The organism is Streptomyces gilvosporeus (genome assembly GCF_002082195.1).
In the GTDB taxonomy this organism is placed as follows: domain Bacteria; phylum Actinomycetota; class Actinomycetes; order Streptomycetales; family Streptomycetaceae; genus Streptomyces; species Streptomyces gilvosporeus.
Map to the genome: position 1 here is coordinate 180,502 of NZ_CP020569.1, position 16,976 is coordinate 197,477.

At 68.1% G+C, this 16,976-nt stretch carries 18 protein-coding genes and 3 pseudogenes; 14 read left to right on the forward strand and 7 right to left on the reverse strand.

Features of this window, described 5'->3' with window-relative positions:
* The 9 genes and pseudogenes from B1H19_RS00965 to B1H19_RS01005 form a co-directional block, all read left to right on the forward strand.
* Positions 1 to 498: a hypothetical protein gene (locus B1H19_RS00965; RefSeq protein WP_107425827.1), complete on the forward strand. Its 498-nt coding sequence runs from the start codon at positions 1 to 3 to the stop codon at positions 496 to 498.
* Positions 499 to 502: 4 nt separating this feature from the next.
* Positions 503 to 1,069 (forward strand): DUF6529 family protein, encoded by a 567-nt coding sequence (locus tag B1H19_RS00970; RefSeq protein ID WP_203237063.1) that lies wholly within the window; start codon positions 503 to 505, stop codon positions 1,067 to 1,069.
* Between the two features lie 451 nt (positions 1,070 to 1,520).
* Positions 1,521 to 1,811 carry a hypothetical protein gene (locus tag B1H19_RS39130; protein ID WP_237288991.1) on the forward strand — a complete coding sequence of 97 codons (291 nt, stop codon included), beginning with the start codon at positions 1,521 to 1,523 and terminating at the stop codon, positions 1,809 to 1,811.
* On the forward strand, positions 1,796 to 2,008 hold the full coding sequence (locus B1H19_RS00975; RefSeq protein ID WP_237288994.1) for a DNA glycosylase AlkZ-like family protein: 213 nt from the start codon (positions 1,796 to 1,798) through the stop codon (positions 2,006 to 2,008). The genes B1H19_RS39130 and B1H19_RS00975 overlap by 16 nt, the downstream gene beginning before the upstream one ends.
* 359 nt (positions 2,009 to 2,367) lie before the next feature.
* Positions 2,368 to 2,703, forward strand: a pseudogene (locus B1H19_RS40265) (transposase); the annotation flags it as partial.
* A gap of 22 nt (positions 2,704 to 2,725) precedes the next feature.
* A complete protein-coding gene (locus B1H19_RS39475; RefSeq protein WP_237289962.1) occupies positions 2,726 to 3,136 on the forward strand; it encodes a hypothetical protein in 411 nt (136 codons plus the stop codon).
* Between the two features lie 1,125 nt (positions 3,137 to 4,261).
* A complete protein-coding gene (locus tag B1H19_RS00995) occupies positions 4,262 to 4,996 on the forward strand; it encodes a hypothetical protein (RefSeq protein WP_083102388.1) in 735 nt (244 codons plus the stop codon).
* 287 nt (positions 4,997 to 5,283) lie between these two features.
* Positions 5,284 to 5,622, forward strand: a complete 339-nt coding sequence (locus tag B1H19_RS01000) for a cyclic-phosphate processing receiver domain-containing protein (RefSeq protein ID WP_083102389.1) — start codon at positions 5,284 to 5,286, stop codon at positions 5,620 to 5,622.
* Positions 5,623 to 5,824: 202 nt separating this feature from the next.
* Positions 5,825 to 6,210 (forward strand): annotated as a pseudogene (locus B1H19_RS01005) (transposase); the annotation flags it as partial.
* On the opposite strand, the gene B1H19_RS01010 reads toward B1H19_RS01005, so the two are convergent.
* Positions 6,207 to 6,770, reverse strand: coding sequence for a dihydrofolate reductase family protein (locus B1H19_RS01010; protein WP_083102390.1), 564 nt, complete (start codon positions 6,768 to 6,770; stop codon positions 6,207 to 6,209). The pseudogene B1H19_RS01005 and the gene B1H19_RS01010 sit on opposite strands and share 4 nt — an antisense overlap.
* Positions 6,771 to 6,937: 167 nt before the next feature.
* On the opposite strand from B1H19_RS01010, the gene B1H19_RS01015 reads away from it, so the two are divergent.
* Positions 6,938 to 8,100 (forward strand): IS3 family transposase gene (locus tag B1H19_RS01015; protein ID WP_107425828.1). Its coding sequence is split into 2 segments (ribosomal slippage): positions 6,938 to 7,222 and positions 7,225 to 8,100, totalling 1,161 coding nucleotides; the frame shifts between segments, so codons are not numbered across the junction.
* A 453-nt stretch (positions 8,101 to 8,553) separates the two neighbouring features.
* Here the strand turns inward: B1H19_RS01015 and B1H19_RS01025 are convergent.
* A pseudogene (locus tag B1H19_RS01025) lies at positions 8,554 to 8,658 on the reverse strand (IS21-like element helper ATPase IstB); the annotation flags it as partial.
* Positions 8,659 to 8,803: 145 nt separating this feature from the next.
* Here B1H19_RS01025 and B1H19_RS38440 point away from each other — a divergent pair.
* Positions 8,804 to 8,974: a hypothetical protein gene (locus B1H19_RS38440; RefSeq protein ID WP_159027916.1), complete on the forward strand. Its 171-nt coding sequence runs from the start codon at positions 8,804 to 8,806 to the stop codon at positions 8,972 to 8,974.
* A 334-nt stretch (positions 8,975 to 9,308) separates the two neighbouring features.
* Here the strand turns inward: B1H19_RS38440 and B1H19_RS01030 are convergent.
* Positions 9,309 to 10,108 (reverse strand): IS5 family transposase gene (locus B1H19_RS01030; protein ID WP_162500704.1). Its coding sequence is split into 2 segments (ribosomal slippage): positions 9,309 to 9,769 and positions 9,769 to 10,108, totalling 801 coding nucleotides; the frame shifts between segments, so codons are not numbered across the junction.
* Positions 10,109 to 10,226: 118 nt separating this feature from the next.
* On the opposite strand from B1H19_RS01030, the gene B1H19_RS01035 reads away from it, so the two are divergent.
* Positions 10,227 to 10,580, forward strand: coding sequence for a hypothetical protein (locus tag B1H19_RS01035; RefSeq protein WP_159027917.1), 354 nt, complete (start codon positions 10,227 to 10,229; stop codon positions 10,578 to 10,580).
* A gap of 54 nt (positions 10,581 to 10,634) precedes the next feature.
* On the opposite strand, the gene eno is transcribed toward B1H19_RS01035, so the two are convergent.
* Positions 10,635 to 11,933 carry a phosphopyruvate hydratase gene (eno, locus tag B1H19_RS01040; protein WP_083102393.1) on the reverse strand — a complete coding sequence of 433 codons (1,299 nt, stop codon included), beginning with the start codon at positions 11,931 to 11,933 and terminating at the stop codon, positions 10,635 to 10,637.
* Between the two features lie 145 nt (positions 11,934 to 12,078).
* Here eno and B1H19_RS01045 point away from each other — a divergent pair, with 145 nt between their 5' ends.
* Both B1H19_RS01045 and B1H19_RS01050 read left to right on the forward strand, forming a co-directional pair.
* Entirely contained in the window at positions 12,079 to 12,522 is a 444-nt protein-coding gene (locus B1H19_RS01045; protein WP_083102394.1) for a MarR family winged helix-turn-helix transcriptional regulator, read from the forward strand.
* A gap of 396 nt (positions 12,523 to 12,918) precedes the next feature.
* Positions 12,919 to 13,545 carry a GyrI-like domain-containing protein gene (locus B1H19_RS01050; protein ID WP_083102395.1) on the forward strand — a complete coding sequence of 209 codons (627 nt, stop codon included), beginning with the start codon at positions 12,919 to 12,921 and terminating at the stop codon, positions 13,543 to 13,545.
* Between the two features lie 161 nt (positions 13,546 to 13,706).
* On the opposite strand, the gene B1H19_RS01055 is transcribed toward B1H19_RS01050, so the two are convergent.
* The 3 genes from B1H19_RS01055 to B1H19_RS01065 all read right to left on the reverse strand — a co-directional run bounded on the left by B1H19_RS01055 (position 13,707) and on the right by B1H19_RS01065 (position 16,959).
* On the reverse strand, positions 13,707 to 14,528 hold the full coding sequence (locus B1H19_RS01055; RefSeq protein ID WP_237288996.1) for a polyphosphate polymerase domain-containing protein: 822 nt from the start codon (positions 14,526 to 14,528) through the stop codon (positions 13,707 to 13,709).
* Positions 14,525 to 15,157, reverse strand: a complete 633-nt coding sequence (locus B1H19_RS01060) for a DUF4956 domain-containing protein (protein WP_083102396.1) — start codon at positions 15,155 to 15,157, stop codon at positions 14,525 to 14,527. Before B1H19_RS01060 ends, B1H19_RS01055 begins: the two co-directional genes overlap by 4 nt.
* A 704-nt stretch (positions 15,158 to 15,861) precedes the next feature.
* Positions 15,862 to 16,959 carry a baeRF3 domain-containing protein gene (locus B1H19_RS01065; protein WP_083102397.1) on the reverse strand — a complete coding sequence of 366 codons (1,098 nt, stop codon included), beginning with the start codon at positions 16,957 to 16,959 and terminating at the stop codon, positions 15,862 to 15,864.
* Between the last annotated feature and the right edge of the window lie 17 nt (positions 16,960 to 16,976).

Sequence of the window (16,976 nt, forward strand, 5' to 3'; positions counted from 1 at the left end):
ATGGTTCCCGAACCGGGCAGCCGCCCGCACCGCGCCCCCATCGACCGGCGCACGGTCGCGCGCGTGCTGCTCCAAGTGGTGACCGCGGCCGCACTGGCTGTGAACGCCTACGTGCACGCCGGACTCGCCTCTGCCTATGACACGACCGGGCAGCACATCACCCAGGGAACGCTGTTCCGCCTCGAAGCCGCCGTGGCGTCCCTGGCCGCGCTGCTGGTCCTACTCATCGGTCGGCTGGTGTGGGCGTTCGCCTTCCTGGTGTCCGCCTCCGCCGTGGGTGCCGTGCTGCTCTTTCGGTACGTGAACGCGGGCGCGCTCGGTCCGCTGCCGAACATGCACGAGCCGGCCCGGTGGCCGCAGAAAACCGGCAGCGCGATCACCGAGGCCGTCGGCACCGTGACCGCGTTCGTCGGCTTCATGATCACCGGCCGGTCGCGCTCCGCGTCGGCTCGGGCCGGCGCTCCTCGGGGCGACGAGGCCGACGGCGGGGGCAGCTGATCACGTGCCGCGCCTCACCCTCCGCACCGAACCCCGGAAGCTCCTGGGGCTGCTATGGCTGCTGCTGCCCCTGGTGGTGACCGCCGCCCTGATCTGGTTCGGCCTGGTTCACACCCCGGAGTACCGGCGCAGGTTCTTCGGGACACACGGCCTAGGCGTCATACAGCTCAAGTCCCAGCTGGGCAGCGCCCTGTTGGGACTGGCTCTGATCCAGCTGTTCCTCGCGCTGTGGATGTACGGCCGGCTTCCCGGCCTGCGCGCCGCGCCGCACCGGGTGGGCACCGCGCACCGTCTGATCGGTCTGTTGGCCTTCCTGCTCTCCATCCCGATCGCCCAGCAATGCATCCTGGCCTACGGCGTCAGCTTTACCGGCCCCCGCGAGGCGCTGCACTCGCTCGCCGGCTGTTTTCTCTACGGGGCCTTCGTCGCCAAGGTCATCGTGGTGCGCCACCGCCGCTGGCCGGGCTGGGCGCTCCCGCTCGCCGGTGGCACGCTCATCACGGTGATCGCCGTGTCCTGGTACTCGGCGGCGCTCTGGTTCCTGAACGGCTTCCGGTTTCCCGGCCTGTAGGCGGACGGCGCCGGATCGGCGCCGTCGTCGGCCACACGGGCGCGGCCCGCAAGCACGGGCCTTGTATCCGCAGGTGCGGCTTCCCTACAATACGCCATATGTGCTATGTGTGAAAAAAATGCACATGCGGCACATGGCGCTGAAGGCAAGCGAGAGGAGTGCCTCATGATCGCCAAGCTGCTCGCCAAGTTGTCCTTCACCCGCAACCACGGTGCGTACGGGTGCCACGACTGGGGCACGCACACCGGCGACAGGGTGTGACCACACGGTCGGCGGGCGCCCCCGGGCTCCCGCCGGCTCCTGGCGGCGCTGCCAACGATATCGGCCTGACTGGTACGAGGAGTCAGGGGCGATCCCATGGGCCGAGTGAACGAGCCGCCGCGGTTGCCCGGAGGCAGCTTCGCGGCCTGGAGCCGCAACCGGCTGGCACTGGCGGGCCGGCGGACCGCCGATGCCCGAGGAGCGTGTGCACGCTCGCGCCGCCCGCATGCACGGACTGCGCCCGCAGGCGGTTGCGGCCCGGATCGGTGAGATCGCGCCCGGGACCGCTCGATTTGTCGACCAGTGGCCCACGGGCCAGGACGTCGAGATTCTTCCCCTGGTCCGGCCCTTCCTGGCCGAGATCGGCGTGCACTACCTCTTCTCCGAAGACGCTCCCGTCCTGCTGCCCTTCGCCTGGCAGCTCTTCGTGGCCCGGGAGGTGCTCGTACGCCCCTCGCGCTGGATGTGGCCGCGCTGCTGATCAGGCCGACGTTCCTGGTGGACGGGTTCGTGGCGGGCGTGTGGCGCGTCGAGCAGACGCGCGGTGCCGCCGTCCTCGCCCTGGAGCCCTTCGGTACCCTGCGTGCCGGGGACCGCGCCGCGCTCACCGAGGAGGGCGGCCGGCTGCTCGCGTTCGCCACGGCCTCCGCCGCCTCGCACGAAGTCCGCTTCGCCTGATGCCTGGCCATGCCCCCGCCATGTGCAACATCCCGCGAGTTCGCCGTGCCCCTCGGTTCCTCGGCATGGGGCCTTATCAGACACCTCGTCGCCCTTGGCCTGTGCATCTATGGAGGGATCATGATGGTTCTTCAGGAATCCCGAAGGTTCATCATGATCTATGCGGATCCATCGCTCCCGCCTGCCGGGCTGACCTGCGGTAACGGGAGATGAAGCCAGCACGAACCCGCGGGATGTCGCGTCCTAGGGTCCGTCTTCAAAGATCACTCGGGGTGGTGGATCACGGGGGGGGATACGCCGTCATGAACTCACCGTCCAAGAGTGGGAGTTACTCGCTCCGCTGATGCCACGGGCCGCGACTGGGCGGCCGCGCGTGTCGGACAGACAGGTCGTCAACGGGATGGTCTACAAGATCCGGGCCGGGCCTCGGCCGCCCGCTCGCCATCATGCTGTCACCCGGCCAACGCCACGACAGCACCTGCGTACAGCCCCTCCTGGAACGCATTCGCGTTCCACGCACCGGCCTCGGCCGCCCCCGCTGCAGGCCCGACCAGGTCATCGCCGACAAGGCCTACAGCTCCCGCGGCCTCCGCGCCTACCTGCGCAAGCGCGGCATCGCGCACACCATTCCGGAAAAGAGCGACCAGCGCCGAAACCGCCACAACCGAGGGAGCCGCGGAGGTCGGCCACCGGCATTCGACCGGCAGAGGTGGCCCCATGGTCGGCCTTCCCGTTCCTGTGCCCGGCGTGCGCGTGTGCGTGGTGATGAACCGCGGGGGCTGCGGGCCGTTCGCGTGCTTCGACGCGGACTTCGAACCTCCGGGCGGCGAAGGCGGCCTGGAACTGCTCAGCGCCGTGCCCGAGCAGCGGCTGCCCGTCGAGTTCCTCCCGGCGATCCGGGAGGGCCTGGCGCAGGGACTCGGCGACGTGTCGGCCTCGGCACTGCTCACGGACGGCTACTTCCACGAGACGGACTCCTGGCCGAGCGCCTACCGCATCGGTGCGGAGCAGGCCGGCCGGGCTGCGCTCATCGGCGCGGGCCTGCTGCCGTCGGAAGAGGCCGGGTCGCTGCGGTGGGTGCACTGGCCCGGCAGCCCGAGGCTCCGCCGCCCCAAGCGCGCACGCTGACCACCACGGCATCACGAAGGGGTCCCGCCTGCGCCGGCGGCTACCACCACGAGCCTCCCGGGTGAATGAGACTGAGCGGTCCAGTTGGCTCCTGAGCGCCTTTGTTGGCTCGGCTGAGCATCACAGCTGGCTTCGGCGCTGAGCCGTGACACGTTAGTTGGAACCTTGCCAAGATTGCCGGAACCGTGACGTGTCAGCACTGGAGTCGATCACTGAGTCGAAGCGCCTGGCGCGACAACAGCAAAGCGGGCATCGTCGGGCCCGTGGTATGGCCTCTCCTGCGCAGGCGACCGCCCTCAGGTCTCATCATCCGATTTGCGTTGTCTGGGACACTTGTTCCATGCCTGGCGCCCGACAGCACGATTCCACGTCATCGCGGTCCATGCGGCTTGCCGCCTGGGTCTTCCCAGTGGACATTGACGGTCATCAACGACAGCCCTGGTCCCAGTGGACGAACTGGCGGATGTTCCTGCTGCTCCTCTTGGGGCCCTTCATGCTGGTCGGGGCATTCATTGCCCGAGGTCCCGGAGTGACTTGGTGGGAACGAGGCGCCCTCGCTGTGGCCGGCGCCGCCCTGTCGGCGATCTTGGTTCGCGCGTTGATCGGGTACCGGCAGCTCACGGCCTCAACCCGGCGGGGAACGAAGGCCCAGGACATAGGCGCGGGCCGGTAACGCGTCCAGACCGTGCCACAGCCGTGCCAGACCGAGCGGGAACCACGGGGAGCACCGAGGATCAGCAGACAGCACCAAGGAGATAAACACGGGAACGTGCAGGTCAGACGCCGCATGGTCAAACTCGCCCGTACCAGCCGTCCAGGAGAGCGGCCATCTCCGCTGCCGAGGAGGGATCTTCGAAAACGGATCCCACAACGATGACAATTGACCGCCTGGTTCCAAGAAACTTGGCAAAACGGTTCCAACAAGCATGTCATGCAGGCCGATAACGGTCAGGTCACCACGTCTTGTCGGTTCCAACTACCGTGTCACGGCTCAGGCGCCCAGGAGCGCTTGTCGAGGTGGCGGATTCTCACTCGATCTCATCCGCACTGGAAGAATCTCACTGGATCGGATCGTACTTCGAGTGGCTTGGTCGGCTGGTCCCGGCGACCTGCTTGGATCTTCGTATGACGGATTGGTCGCAACTCAGCCATGCCTACGGCTCCGCGGAAGACATACCGGCGCTCCTGGACCGGATCGCATCGGAACCGAGCTCCGAGCTCTGGAACGATCTCTGGTCAGCCTTGTGCCATCAGGGCAGCGTCTACTCGGCCAGCTTCGCAGCGCTGCCCTGGCTGACGGTCATGGCCGCGGGGGACGACCAGCAGGAGCGGCTGAATGCCCTGGTCATGGTCGGCGCGATCATGGCAGGCGCTGGACAACCGCACGAGGCCGGCGATGTCCGCGACAAGTACGCGATCGAGGTCGCAGCCCTGCTGCGAATGGCGAACGAGCACCTGCGAACACTTACCGAGAGCGATGAGTACATCTACCTGCTCGAAGCCGCTCTGGCCCTCGAAGGCATCCCGGTATGGAGCGAAGTCCTGGCGTGGGGGCTTGTGAACGGGGAATACGAGGTCTCCTGCCCCGGCTGTGAGACCAGCCTGTTCATCGCCATCGGCGAGTACGGCCGCTTCTCCACCAGCGGCGACTACGCCTTGGAGGACGACGTCGACAAGACCCCCTTGCGCCCGGCGGATCCCGCAGATCTGCAGGGAATCGGCCGACGCCTCCACGGCGTGGCGCTCGCCGACGGCCAGCAAGACGTCGCCGCCACGATGACCTACCTCTTCGGCCACGCTACCTGCCCCGACTGCGGAACGGACTTCTCAGTGGCCGACCAGGTCGCCGCCGACGGATGAACCGCCACGGACACCAGGATCGGATCCGATAGGAGCCTGCCGCCGCTTTCATCCATCAGCGACTTCTTCGAAAAGCCATGTCGTTTGAGAACGACGAAGGCCAAAGTTCTCATTCGGCATGGCAGCCTCACAGGCCAGCGGGTCACCAACTGCCAGATGCAGTGCGACGAGACACCGCCGCAGCCACCTGGTACGGGCGGGTCGCTACCGTCCTGCTCGCGACGCGGCTACACCGTTCTTGCTGCCCTCCGCGCTGCCTGCGGCCGTTCTCCTGCGACGATGGTCAGGTGAAAGAAGACCCAGCCGCACCGACGCCCGTCATCCTCGGCATTGACGACCTCCGACCACTGCCCAGGGCCACGCGGATCGCCCGCACCAGCGGCGAAGGTATCCAGCTCCTGCAAGAACACCGCGACAGCTTCATCGACGAACTCTGGCTCGACCACGATCTGGGCGGCGACGACAGCATCATGCCCGTGGTGACACTCATGGAAGAAGCTGCCTTCAACGGTCGGCCTTTCCAAATCGGAACGATCTTCGTTCACAGCGCCAACCCCATCGGCGCCGAAACCGTCGTCCGGTCGCTCACACGCTGGAACTACCAAGTCCGGCGGGCAATAGCTTAAGGAATCCGACACGAGGTTGAAGGCTCAGCGTTCGACGCGTCGTGAGACTGCGAGAGAACCCGCAGACCATTGCTCCGAGGCCAGCGAGCACAAACGCCAGGAGTATCCAGGGACGGGGCGGGTCCCAGTCCGAGCACCCATACCCCGGGCGCAGAGCTTCGCGAACGTCAGATCCGGTTCGGCCAGTCGCCAGCGCCGTCCCCCGCTCGCTGCCACCCTGACCGGCGGCAACCGCAACGACGTCACCCAGCTGATCCCGCTCGTCCAAGCCGTACCGTCCGTGCGCGGCAAGCGCGGCCGGCCCCGGCGTCGCCCGGACGTGGTGCTGGCCGATCGCGGCTACGACCACGACAAGTACCGCCGCCTGGTCTGGGACCTCGGCGTGGAGCCACAGATCGCCCGCCGGACACCGAACACGGCTCCGGCCTGGGCATCCAACGCTGGGTTGTGCAGCGAGCGTTCGCCCACCTGCCCTGGTTCCGCCGCCTGCGCATCCGCTGGGTCAGTCTGCGGGCGCCTGGTGCAGCCGACCACCTACCGGCTGAGCTTCTTTGTGCCAGGCGAGGGCGCAGCGGACGAGCCGGCTAGCGCGCCACGCGGTAGCGGAGGTAGACGACTTTTGAGCTGAAGGTGCGAGTCTCGACGAGTTCGAGATCCACCCGGCGCTCGCGCTGGGGAAAGAACGGAATCCCACCGCCAACCAGCACCGGGTAGACCCTGGCCCGGTACTCGTCGATCAGACCCAACGCGGCCGCCTCGGCGGCGAGACTCGCGCCGCCGATCGCGATGTCGCCCTCCCCGGGCTCGGCTCGCAACCGCTCGATCTCCTCCGCCAGACCGCCGGAGGCCAGGCGGGCATTGCCCTGCACCGCCGACAGCGTGGTGGAGAACACCACCTTTGGGAGCGGCTTCCAGATCGCGGCCCACTCGAGCATGGAGTCGTCGAGCGATGGATCCTGGTCGGCGGTCTCCCAGTACAGCATCGTCTCGTACAGCCGTCGTCCCAACAGATGGACGCCGACCCCTCGAATCTCGTCGGTGACGAAACGAAAGATCTCCTCGTCGGGCGCCGTCCAGCCGAACTTGCCGTCCGGCCCGACGATGTAGCCGTCAAGTGAGACACCCATCGAATAGGTCACGCTGCGCATCAGAAGTCCTCCTCGGTAACGAGCTCGACAGTACGGCCGCCGGCCGCCGGACTCATCGTGGCTCGCGAGATCCTCTGGGCTGAGTCGTTTCACGAGATGGGGCTGCTGCACGATCGGGTGACATCTGAACTGGCTTGCCCTGTGGGGCGGGTGGAAAGGATGTCGCTGTGCCCAAGCCTTATCCGGAAGAGTTCCGCCAGGACGTCGTGCGGGTCGCCAGGAACCGCGGCTCGGGTGTGACGGTGGAGCAGGTGGCCACCGACTTCGGGGTCCACCCGATGACCTTGTGGAAATGGATGCGCCGGGCGGATATCGACGACGGGACCAAGCCCGGGGTGACCAGCCAGGAGAGCGTGGAACTGCGGGAAGCACGTCGGCGGATCAAGCTGCTGGAGCAGGAGAACGAGGTCCTGCGCCGGGCCGCGGCCTATCTGTCGCAGGCGCATCTGCCGGGAAAAGGATCTACCCGCTCGTGAAAGAGCTGGCCGGGGACGGGGTGCCCGTCACGGTGACGTGCCGGGTGCTCAAGCTCGCCAGACAGCCCTACTACCGCTGGCTGGGCAAGCCGGTTGCCGACGCCGTGCTGGAGGAGGCATATCGCGCGAACGCGCTGTTCGACGCCCACCGCGACGACCCGGAGTTCGGCTACCGGTTCCTGGTCGATGAAGCGCGTGGTGCCGGGGCCGGCATGGCCGAGCGCACCGCGTGGCGGATCTGCCGGGACAACCGCTGGTGGAGTGTCTTCGGGAAGAAGCGTGGCCGGGGCAAGAAGGCCGGTCCGCCGGTGCACGACGATCTCGTGAGCCGCAACTTCACCGCGACCGGCCCGAACCGGCTGTGGCTCGCCGACATCACCGAACACGCCACCGGCCAGGGCAAGCTGTACCTCTGCGCGATCAAGGATGTCTTCAGCAACAGGATCGTGGGCTACTCCATCGATGCGCGGATGAAGTCCCGCCTCGCCGTAGCCGCCCTGGACAACGCCGTGGCCCGGCGTGAACATGTCGACGGGTGCATCCTGCACAGCGATCGCGGATCACAGTTCCGGTCCCGGAAGTTCGTCCGAGCCCTCGACCACCACCGGATGGCCGGATCGATAGGGAGAGTCGGGGCGGCTGGCGACAACGCGGCCATGGAGTCCTTCTTCAGCCTGCTGCAGAAGAACGTCCTCGACCGCCGGACCTGGGCCACCCGTGAAGAACTGCGGATCGCAATCGTGTCCTGGATCGAGAGGACCTACCACCGGCGCCGCAAGCAAGCCGCACTCGGCCGGCTGACACCCGTCGAATTCGAGACCGTCATGACCACACCGGCCCTCCAGGCCGCGTGACCGAACCTGTCACCCGAACCTGCAGCAGCCCCGATCGCGGTGTAGGGGCTTAACGTCGTTATGCTTGTGTATTACCTCTGCCTCGGTCAGCTATTGGCTGGTCGAGGCAGATAAGAGAGGCCGCACGAGGTGCCAGCTCTCAATCTTCATGCGACACACCGAGGTCGTGACGCATAGCTGTTCGCATACTACGGAGCATGTCCCAGACCTCGTGCTGGGCCTGGGCCGCGGTCTCCATTGTTTCGCCTTGTCCGGGGGAACCGCGTTCGAGGCGCTTGGCCGAGTGCCGATCGTATTTGGGGCAGCCAGGGCGCGTTCTGCCGGATCCGGTGATCGGCTGCGACTGCTGTGACCCTTTGGTGGCACGAGACTGTCCGGAGGACGTGTTCAGTGTTTGCGGGTATTGGCGCCGGCGATTCATGGAGATCTGAGGGCCGGGTGGTCTCTCGCCGCTCAGCCGGCGGCCTGCTGCTCAGCGCGGGCGCGGGTGGTGGCGAGGCGGTAGGAGTCGGTGCCGGTCTCGATGATGTGGCCGCCGAAGGTGAGGCGGTCGACGATGCCAACAGCGTCCGAATCTGGGCGGGGGCTTCATCGGCGCGGCGTTGGAGTGACATGACGGCCCGCTGGAGGCGGCCCGGGTGGCTAGAGGATAAGGATGACAAAGATCCTTTCGACAAGCCGCCGTGACAAGTGGAGGTTCCTCATGAAGCGCCTGGCCGTTCTCACTACAGCAGTAGCGACCTCAGCACTGATCATCCTTGGAGCCGGCACCGCCAACGCGGACGGGCCCGGTTCCGGATCTGCTCAGATCGGAACTGTCCCGATCACCGAAGCTCTCCAAAAAGTCTTGAGCGGCTCCATCCTTCTCAACTGACCTTCCTTCCCAGGGATAGATCCTTCTCTGTGGGCTGCGGACCAGTTTTCCGCCTTCCGCGTGCCCCCGTGCGCCCCGAGAGATCCGCGAAATGGGCTGTGGACTGCGAAGTCGCGTGTTGCCACGAGGATGCCCTTGCCTTCCGCGCGGACGAGCGGCCCAGAACCAGCGACGTTGAACAACAAGGGCAGCGGCTGGACACCTACCCGGGTGCGAGGCCTGCCCGGACGGCGGCACGTGGCCATTCGTCCGCCTGTGGTGATCTCACGGGGTGGACCTACCCGGCTGGTTCAACGGCCAGGAAGGTTCACCCATCGGCACTTAAGACGCCATCTCATTTGGCGAGTCTGCGGTAGCAGATGAGGGTGCAGGCGATGCTGGTGAAGGCCAAGAAGTGCTCGGCCTTGCGCTCGTAGCGGCGGTGCAGTCTGCGGCATCCGGCGAGCCAGGACATCGTGCGTTCTATGGTCCAGCGGTGGCGGCCCAGGCGGGTCGAGGACTCGATGCCCTTGCGGGCGATGCGGTGCCTGATGCCGCGCCCGCGTAACCATCGCCGCAGATGGTCGTAGTCGTATCCCTTGTCGGCGTGGAGCTTTCCCGGTCTGCGCCGTCGGCGCCCGCGCCGCGAGCGGATCGGCGGTATACCCTTCACCAGCGGGATCAGCGCCTGGCTGTCGTGCAGGTTCGCCCCCGAGATCCCCACGGACAGGGGCAGACCGGTCCGCTCCGTGATCAGATGGATCTTCGACCCGTACTTGCCCCGGTCTACAGGATTCGGGCCTGTCAGGTCCCCCTTTTCAGGGCCCTCATGTTCACCGAGTCGATCGCGCATCGGGACCAGTCCAGCTCGCCGCGGGAGCCGAGCTCGTCGAGGACCAGGCGGTGGAGCTTGGCCCACACCCGGGCCTTCGACCACTCGGCAAAGCGCCGGTGAGCCGTCGCTCCCGAGGGTCCGAACGACGCCGACGGCAGCTGCTGCCACGTGCAGCCCGACGTGGCTACGAACACGATCGCAGCCAGCACCTCCCGGTCTCCGTGCCGACGCCGGCCGCCTCCCTGAGGCCGCGACGGAGCCTCCGGGACCACCCGCTGGAACAGTTCCCACAACTCATCCGGCACGAGCCGCTCAACAATCGACACCACGACCGACAGGCTACCGATCCAAATGAGATGGCATCTAAGTACCTGCTCTCCTTGCTCATGAGTATCCGCCCCGATGCCCGGGCGGCGCGCGTGGGCCAGGATGACGGTCATGACCGCGCCCGATCCGAATTCCACCGTCTCCCCCGCAGCAGCGGCACCCGACCCGTTCGCGCCGTCCACGCGGGCGGTGCGAGTGTTCGCCGGCATCGGCTTCCTGCTGCTCGCCGTCGCCTACGCGGTGTTCATCATCATCGTCCTCAACCAGGCATACAGCGGAGACGGGGCAAGCGGGCCCCTGGTGGACCCGGCGCAGTGGTCGATGGGCCTGTCCGCAGTCGCCGGACTGTTGGCGCTTTGCCTGCCCAGCGACGCACTGAGCCACGCAGCGCGACAGGGAACCGTCCGGCTGCAATACGCGCTGGCGTTCGCCGGCCCAGTGCTGGCCGCTATCGATTTCGAGTAGGAGCGCGGAGAACCGGGTGAGCCACCCGGGTGAAGCCGCGCCCGCCAGAGTGCCTCACGCGGTGGGCGCGGCGGCGTATCCATACACCGCGGACTCCCCCAACTGCTCCTCGATCCGGATGAGTTGGTTGTACTTGGCCGTGCGGTCCGACCGGGACAAGGATCCGGTTTTGATCTGCCCGCACCCCGTGGCGACGGCCAGATCCGCAATGGTCGTGTCCTCCGTCTCACCGGATCGGTGAGACATGACCGCCGCCCATCCGGCCCGCCGCGCAGCGCCCACCGTTCCGAGCGCCTCGGTCAGCGTCCCGATCTGGTTGACCTTGATCAGGACCGCGTTCCCCACCCCCGTACGAATGCCTTCTTGTACCAGTGCCTCGTTGGTGCAGAACACGTCGTCCCCGGTCAGCTGGCACCTGCTCCCGACCCGTGCCGTCAGCTCGCGCCATCCGTCGAGGTCGTCCTCGGCCATCGGGTCCTCCACCGAGACGATCGGGTACGCGTCGATCAGCTTGGCGAGGTAGTCGACCTGTTCGGCGGGGGTACGTCGGACGCCCTCCCCTGTGTACGCGTACACACCGCCCTGGTAGAACTCCGACGATGCCGGGTCCATGACGAGGCCGATGTCCGCGCCGGGTCGATACCCGGCTCGCTCGATCGCGGCCATGACGAAGTCGAGTGCCTCCTCGGCCGTACGCAGTGCGGGCGCGAAGCCGCCCTCGTCGCCGACGCCCGTGGAGTGGCCCGCGGTCAGCAGGTCGCGGCGGAGCGTGTGGAAGACCTCGGAGCCCATCCGGACGGCTTCCGCGAAGGATCCCGCGCCCACCGGCGCGATCATGAACTCCTGGAAGTCCAGCGGATTGTCGGCGTGGGCGCCGCCGTTGACGATGTTCATCATCGGCACCGGAAGCACGCGGGCGTCGGCCCCGCCGAGGTAGCGGTAGAGCGGCTGTCGGTGCGAGACGGCGGCGGCCTTCGCGGTGGCGAGGGAGACCCCGAGCAGGGCGTTGGCGCCGAGCCGCGCCTTGGTGGGCGTGCCGTCGAGCGCGACGAGCGCGGCGTCGAGGCCGGCCTGGTCGTCGGCGTCGCGCCCGGCGACGGCATCCGCGATCTCGCCGTGGACGTGGGCCACGGCCCGGTCGACACCCTTGCCGTGCCAACGCCGAGGGTCGCCGTCGCGCAGCTCTACCGCTTCGCGGGCGCCGGTGGAGGCGCCGGAGGGGACGGCGGCGCGGCCCAGGGATCCGTCGGCGAGGACGACGTCGACCTCGACGGTGGGGTTGCCGCGACTGTCGAGGGCGGCGCGGGCGGTGACGCCGCGGACGGTGGTCGACTCAACTGTGTGTGCGGGCATGGGAGTTCCTTCCCGTTGTCGCTTGCCGGGCCCCGGCTGCGACGACGCTGGCGCTCGGCCCGACACGACGAAACTGTACAGCATTGCTGTTCAGTTTTGCTGTTCAGTTCCGCTGCCCAACGGTGTTTCCGGGTTAAAGTGCTCTATGCCCACCCCGGAAGCCGCCACCGTCGCCGCCGAACTGCGTACCGCGATGGGAAAGCTCACTCGGCGCGTGAAGCAGGAGGACCGGATCCCGCACGGGCAGGTCGCCGTGCTCGGCGTTCTGGACCGCGACGGAGCCATGACCACCAGCGATCTCGCAACCGATCAGCGCGTACGCCCGCAGTCGATGGCCCGCGCGGTCGGCCTCCTCCTCGAACAGGGCCTGGTCACCCGCAGGGCCCACCCCACGGACGGCCGCAAATCTCTGCTCGAGCTGTCGGACGCCGGCCGGGATGCGCTGGAAGCGGAGCGCGGCCGCAGGGCCGGATGGCTGGCCCTGGCCATCGAGGCCGAACTCACGGAGGACGAGCGGGAGCTGCTCGCGCGCAGCGCGGCCCTGATGGAGCGGCTGGCCGCGTGCCAGGGCCTGCCTGGGCGATCATGAGCGCGGCCTGATGACCAGGGCTGCGACGGTAACGGTGACGAGCCGGGGACGCCGTAAGCGCGCTTGTCGAAACGGGTAGCGACGGCCTGGTGGGCCTTGCAGGCCAGCGTTGCCCCGGTTGCCTCGCGGGTCGGGAAGGCCCGCCCGTGCTGAGGGGAGTCAACAAAAGGTCACCGGCGGAGCCGACAGCGCGGCCGCACCCTGGCCATGGTGTTCGAGCTGACCGAGTCAGCCCAGGCTCGTCGGCGCGCGTCCACCGCGCCCCGCCTCGTAGCCCTCGTCCGCAACGGCGTCCCCCTTCAAGAACGGTCACCTCGTCGAACGTCCGGAGATCACCACGGCCCGAACAACCCTGCTGATCGGTAACGACCATTGCTCATAGGAGGGTTCCTCGGCATGACTACCAAGTACGACGTCAAGCGCCGGCTCAAGCAGTGCTACTCGCCCAAGAACACCGAGTGGGAACTCGTCGACATCCCCGAACTCCGTTTCCTCGCCGTCGACGGGCACGGCGATCCGAACACCAGCGACGCATACCGCCATGCGGTCGAGGCGCTCTACGCGGTCGCCTATACCACCAAGTTCGCGAGCAAGGGCGACCTTGGCAAGGACTTCGTCGTGGGACCGCTTGAGGGGCTGTGGTGGGCGGATGACATGGATGACTTCCTGGCCCGGCGCAAGGACAACTGGCGGTGGAAAATGCTGATCACCGTGCCCGACTGGATCACTGGCGGCATGATCGAAGACGCCAGGGACACCGCCCTGGCCAAGAAGAACCTTCCGGCCATTGCGGATGTTCGGTCAGAGACACTGCACGAGGGCACCAGCGCCCAGGTCCTCCACATCGGCTCTTACGACGACGAGACACCGATCCTGACCAGGCTGCACCACGATTACCTCCCCGCCCACAACTTGCGGGAGGCGGGGATGCACCACGAGATCTACCTCAGCGACCCGCGCAGGACCGACCCCGCCAAGCTCAGGACGATTCTGCGGCAACCAGTAGAAGCGCAGTCCGGTTGAGGTATGACGCCTGCGGGGCGTCCCTTGACCAAACCCTGATGGGGGCCGTCGCGCCGGTGCACGGCGTGTTGTGCCAAGGGTTGCGCGGCGCGCTGCCGTGGCGGCTGACGGGACGTTGCACGCGCCCGTCAGCCGCCGCCACTACGGGAGGCGAGAGACGGTCACCCTGCTCCGGTCCCGAAGGCCCGGCGCGCCGCGCGGCGCCAGCGGTTGGCGGGGAGCGACGGACGCAGGGCGGCGAATGCGCCGCAGTACTTGGTGAAGACGGCGGGCTGCACACCGTGGGCGTGCAGGACCCGGTCCGCGTCGGTCAAGTGCCCGGTCGATTTCGTCTCGACCAGCACCAGGTCGGTGTCGCAGTGCACGGCCTGTTGTGTCCTCAGGTCGATGCAGACCAATCCGGCGTCGCAGGTGATGCGCTCGCCGTCGCCCACGAAGGTCGCACGGAGGTAGTCCGTGCTGAGGGAGGGACGCAGGGTGGCGGGCGCGGCGATCGCATAGGCCCGGTCCAGGGTTGCTGCGAGGAATGCCTGGTGGGTGGGGTCGAGCGGGGTGTCCGCTCCGGTGAGGGGCCGGCGGTGCTTGACGGTGTCGCCGCGGCCGCCCTTGAGCTTGATCTCGTACTGCCGCTCGCCGGTGTCCTCGTAGACGCGTTCGCGGATCTTGAAGCGGAGGCGACGGCCCTGGCGGTGGTCGTGGAAGGACCGGAGGCCGGGGGTGTCGTAGTAGACCGAGTGGTAACGGAAGGCGCGACGGCCGTCGATGGCCAGAGCGCGCAGCGGCCGACCGCGGCGCTGTGGTGCGGTAAGCCGGCCGACCACGCGCGCAAACGTTTCTGCCGGTACCAGATAGCTCCGGTCGAAGCGTGCGAGCAGGGCGGACCGCTCGTTGACCTCGGCGAGGGAAATGGGGTCGGCGTCGTGGGCCGCCTCGTTGATGGCCTGTACGGCCGCCGGGGCGAGCACCGCCGTAGCGGCCGTCACGCCGCGTCCAGAACCGGCGCGGTCGGACCTACGAGTTCGGCCCCGGCCATCTTGTGGCCGACGCTTCTCGGCGCGGCCTCGCGGTAACGCACGTCGACGACCATCAGATCGCGAACGAAGTCCACCTCCATGACCGTCCACTGCAAGGGCTCGCCCAGGCGCCGCGCGAGGTCGGCCCGGAGCGGGGTGGGGTCGCTGTGGACGGTGTCGAGGGTGACGACTGTCCGACGGGCTTGGGCGAACAGCCGCGGGTGATCGGCCGAGTAGACGACCAGCAGGAGCACGGCGCTCAACGCGGCGGCGAGGCCGAACGCGAGGTGCGGCAGGCCGCAGATGAGTCCGAGGACGAGCGTGGTGAAGTAGTAGGCGACTTCCTCATGTTGAACGGAGTCGGAGCGGAGCCTGATGATCGACAGGACTCCGAAGAGGCCGAAGCCGACGGCCATGCCTCCGCTGCCGCCCACTGCGGCGAGGGCCACGACGACGGTGAACAGGGCGACGTTCAGGGCCAGATACGCCGGCACGAGGTCGCGGCGCCGGTGCCTCGGGTAGTAGATCGCGAACGTCAGCAGACAGATGGCGGCGAGGTCGAGGCCCAGGTGGGCGACGATGTGACGTAACGAATTCACATTTCCACTCTCTGTGAGGAAGAAGGAGATCCAGACCTTAGGGAAACTCGCGGTGAACCGTCACCCCCTTCTTGGTGAATATTGGCGGAACTTGGCAGTTACTGTTGGTAAGTGTCTGAATGTGCATCACGACGTGCGTGTGCGCACGCCACGGTCGCCGGCGCCCCTGTCCTGCAGCCCGGCGGTTGGCGGGGGTGGGGTGAGGGTGAGAGCGGTGTCACCGCAGGCCAAGACCGGCTGGTTGCAGGTTGGTTGGGCGTCCGGCACAGGGCGCGGCAGGTGAGCGCACCGGGCGCGTTGCGGCGCGAAGCGGCGGACCCGATGTGCAAGGACCGGCCGTGGGGCCTGCCACGGGAAGTCGAGTGCTGCTGTGTGCCGCGTAGGGGCGGGCGAACCTGACCCCGCGACAGCTCGCCCCGCTGTGCGCCCGATCGAAATCCACAGCCGGCAGCATCATCGACCCACCTCGGGTCGTCGCTCGTACGTCAGCCCGTCAACACCTTCGCCTGGAGGAAAGGCTGGAAGACGCTCCTGGCTGCCGCCAGGGCCCCGTCACGGATCGTTTCCCGGCCCAAGCCTGCCCTCGCACTCGCCGGCCGCCGGCCCTCACGTAGCGGCTTCGCCTGCCCGCCGAGAACAGCGGCGCCTGGCCGCATCGCCTTCGGCGCGGGCCGAGTCCGCTTCCCGCCTCGCCTGAGGATCAGTCAGTAGCGCAGTGCGGCGGCGATCTGGCCGGAGTCGGAGAGGGCACCGTCGGGCACGAAGGTGACCTTGGCGCCGGTGTCGAGGCTGCGTTCGATCACCTCGTCGACGATGTCCTCGCGGGCCTCGCGCTCCCCCGCCTCGGCAGGGACGAGGTGCTCGCCGTCGTCGCGAACGGTGGTGCGGAAGTTCTCCTCGACCACCAGACGAGCGATCCGGCCCTCGCCTGCGGCCCGCCAGACCTCGTCCAGGCCGGCGGCGAACGCCTGGCGACCGCGGGCCGTGTCGAGCTCGGCGAGGGCGTCACTGATCTCGCGCTGGGCATGTGCGCGCACCGCGGGCTCGACCGCCCGGCGGACGGTTTCGGCATCGGCCTGGGCGAGGCCGCCGTGCGGGATCTGCTCGGTCGCCTCCTTGGCGATGGAGCCGACGGCGTCCAGGAGGGCGAGAGCGGCGGCGTCGCCCACCACGTACAGCGGGCGGCGGTCGGCGGCGAGCACCTTGCCGGTCTCGATGTCGGCCTGCCGCAGGAAGGCCTTGGTCTCCTCGTCGCGAAAGGTACTGGGCGTGTCCCCGATGCGCTCCTTGCGTTGGGGGTCCGGCGCGTCGGGGGTGCGCACCAGCGGGAAGCCGTGACGGGTCTCCTCGGCGACTCGCTCCTGGTTGCCGCCCCACAGCACCACCCGGTCCGCGGCGATCGCGAGCACCCAGAAGGGGCGTTCGGCGGCCTGAGCGGCGACCAGGTTGCGTGTGAGGAAGGTGTCGGACAGGACCACGCGTGCGGGGGCGGCACGCCCGAAGGACCAGACCTGGTGCTCGCCGGGTGCGACGAGGATCGCCAGGCCGTCTTCGGCGTGCACCAGGTCGACCTCGGAGTGAGCCCGGTCGAGCTGCTCCAGCACGTCGATCCGGTCGGCGCGGGAGGCCTCGGGATCGGCCTGGACCCTTTCCTTCGCCTCGGCCAACAGTTTGCGCAGTCGGACCGGGTCCTGCGCGTTGCCCGGCTTCCGGCGGTGCGTGGACATCACGATGGATACCGCCGGATAGGAACGAGGTCGGCGCAGCTCGGTGAGGACGGTGGGGCTGAGGGCGGGGTGCATGGAGACCCTTTCCGAAG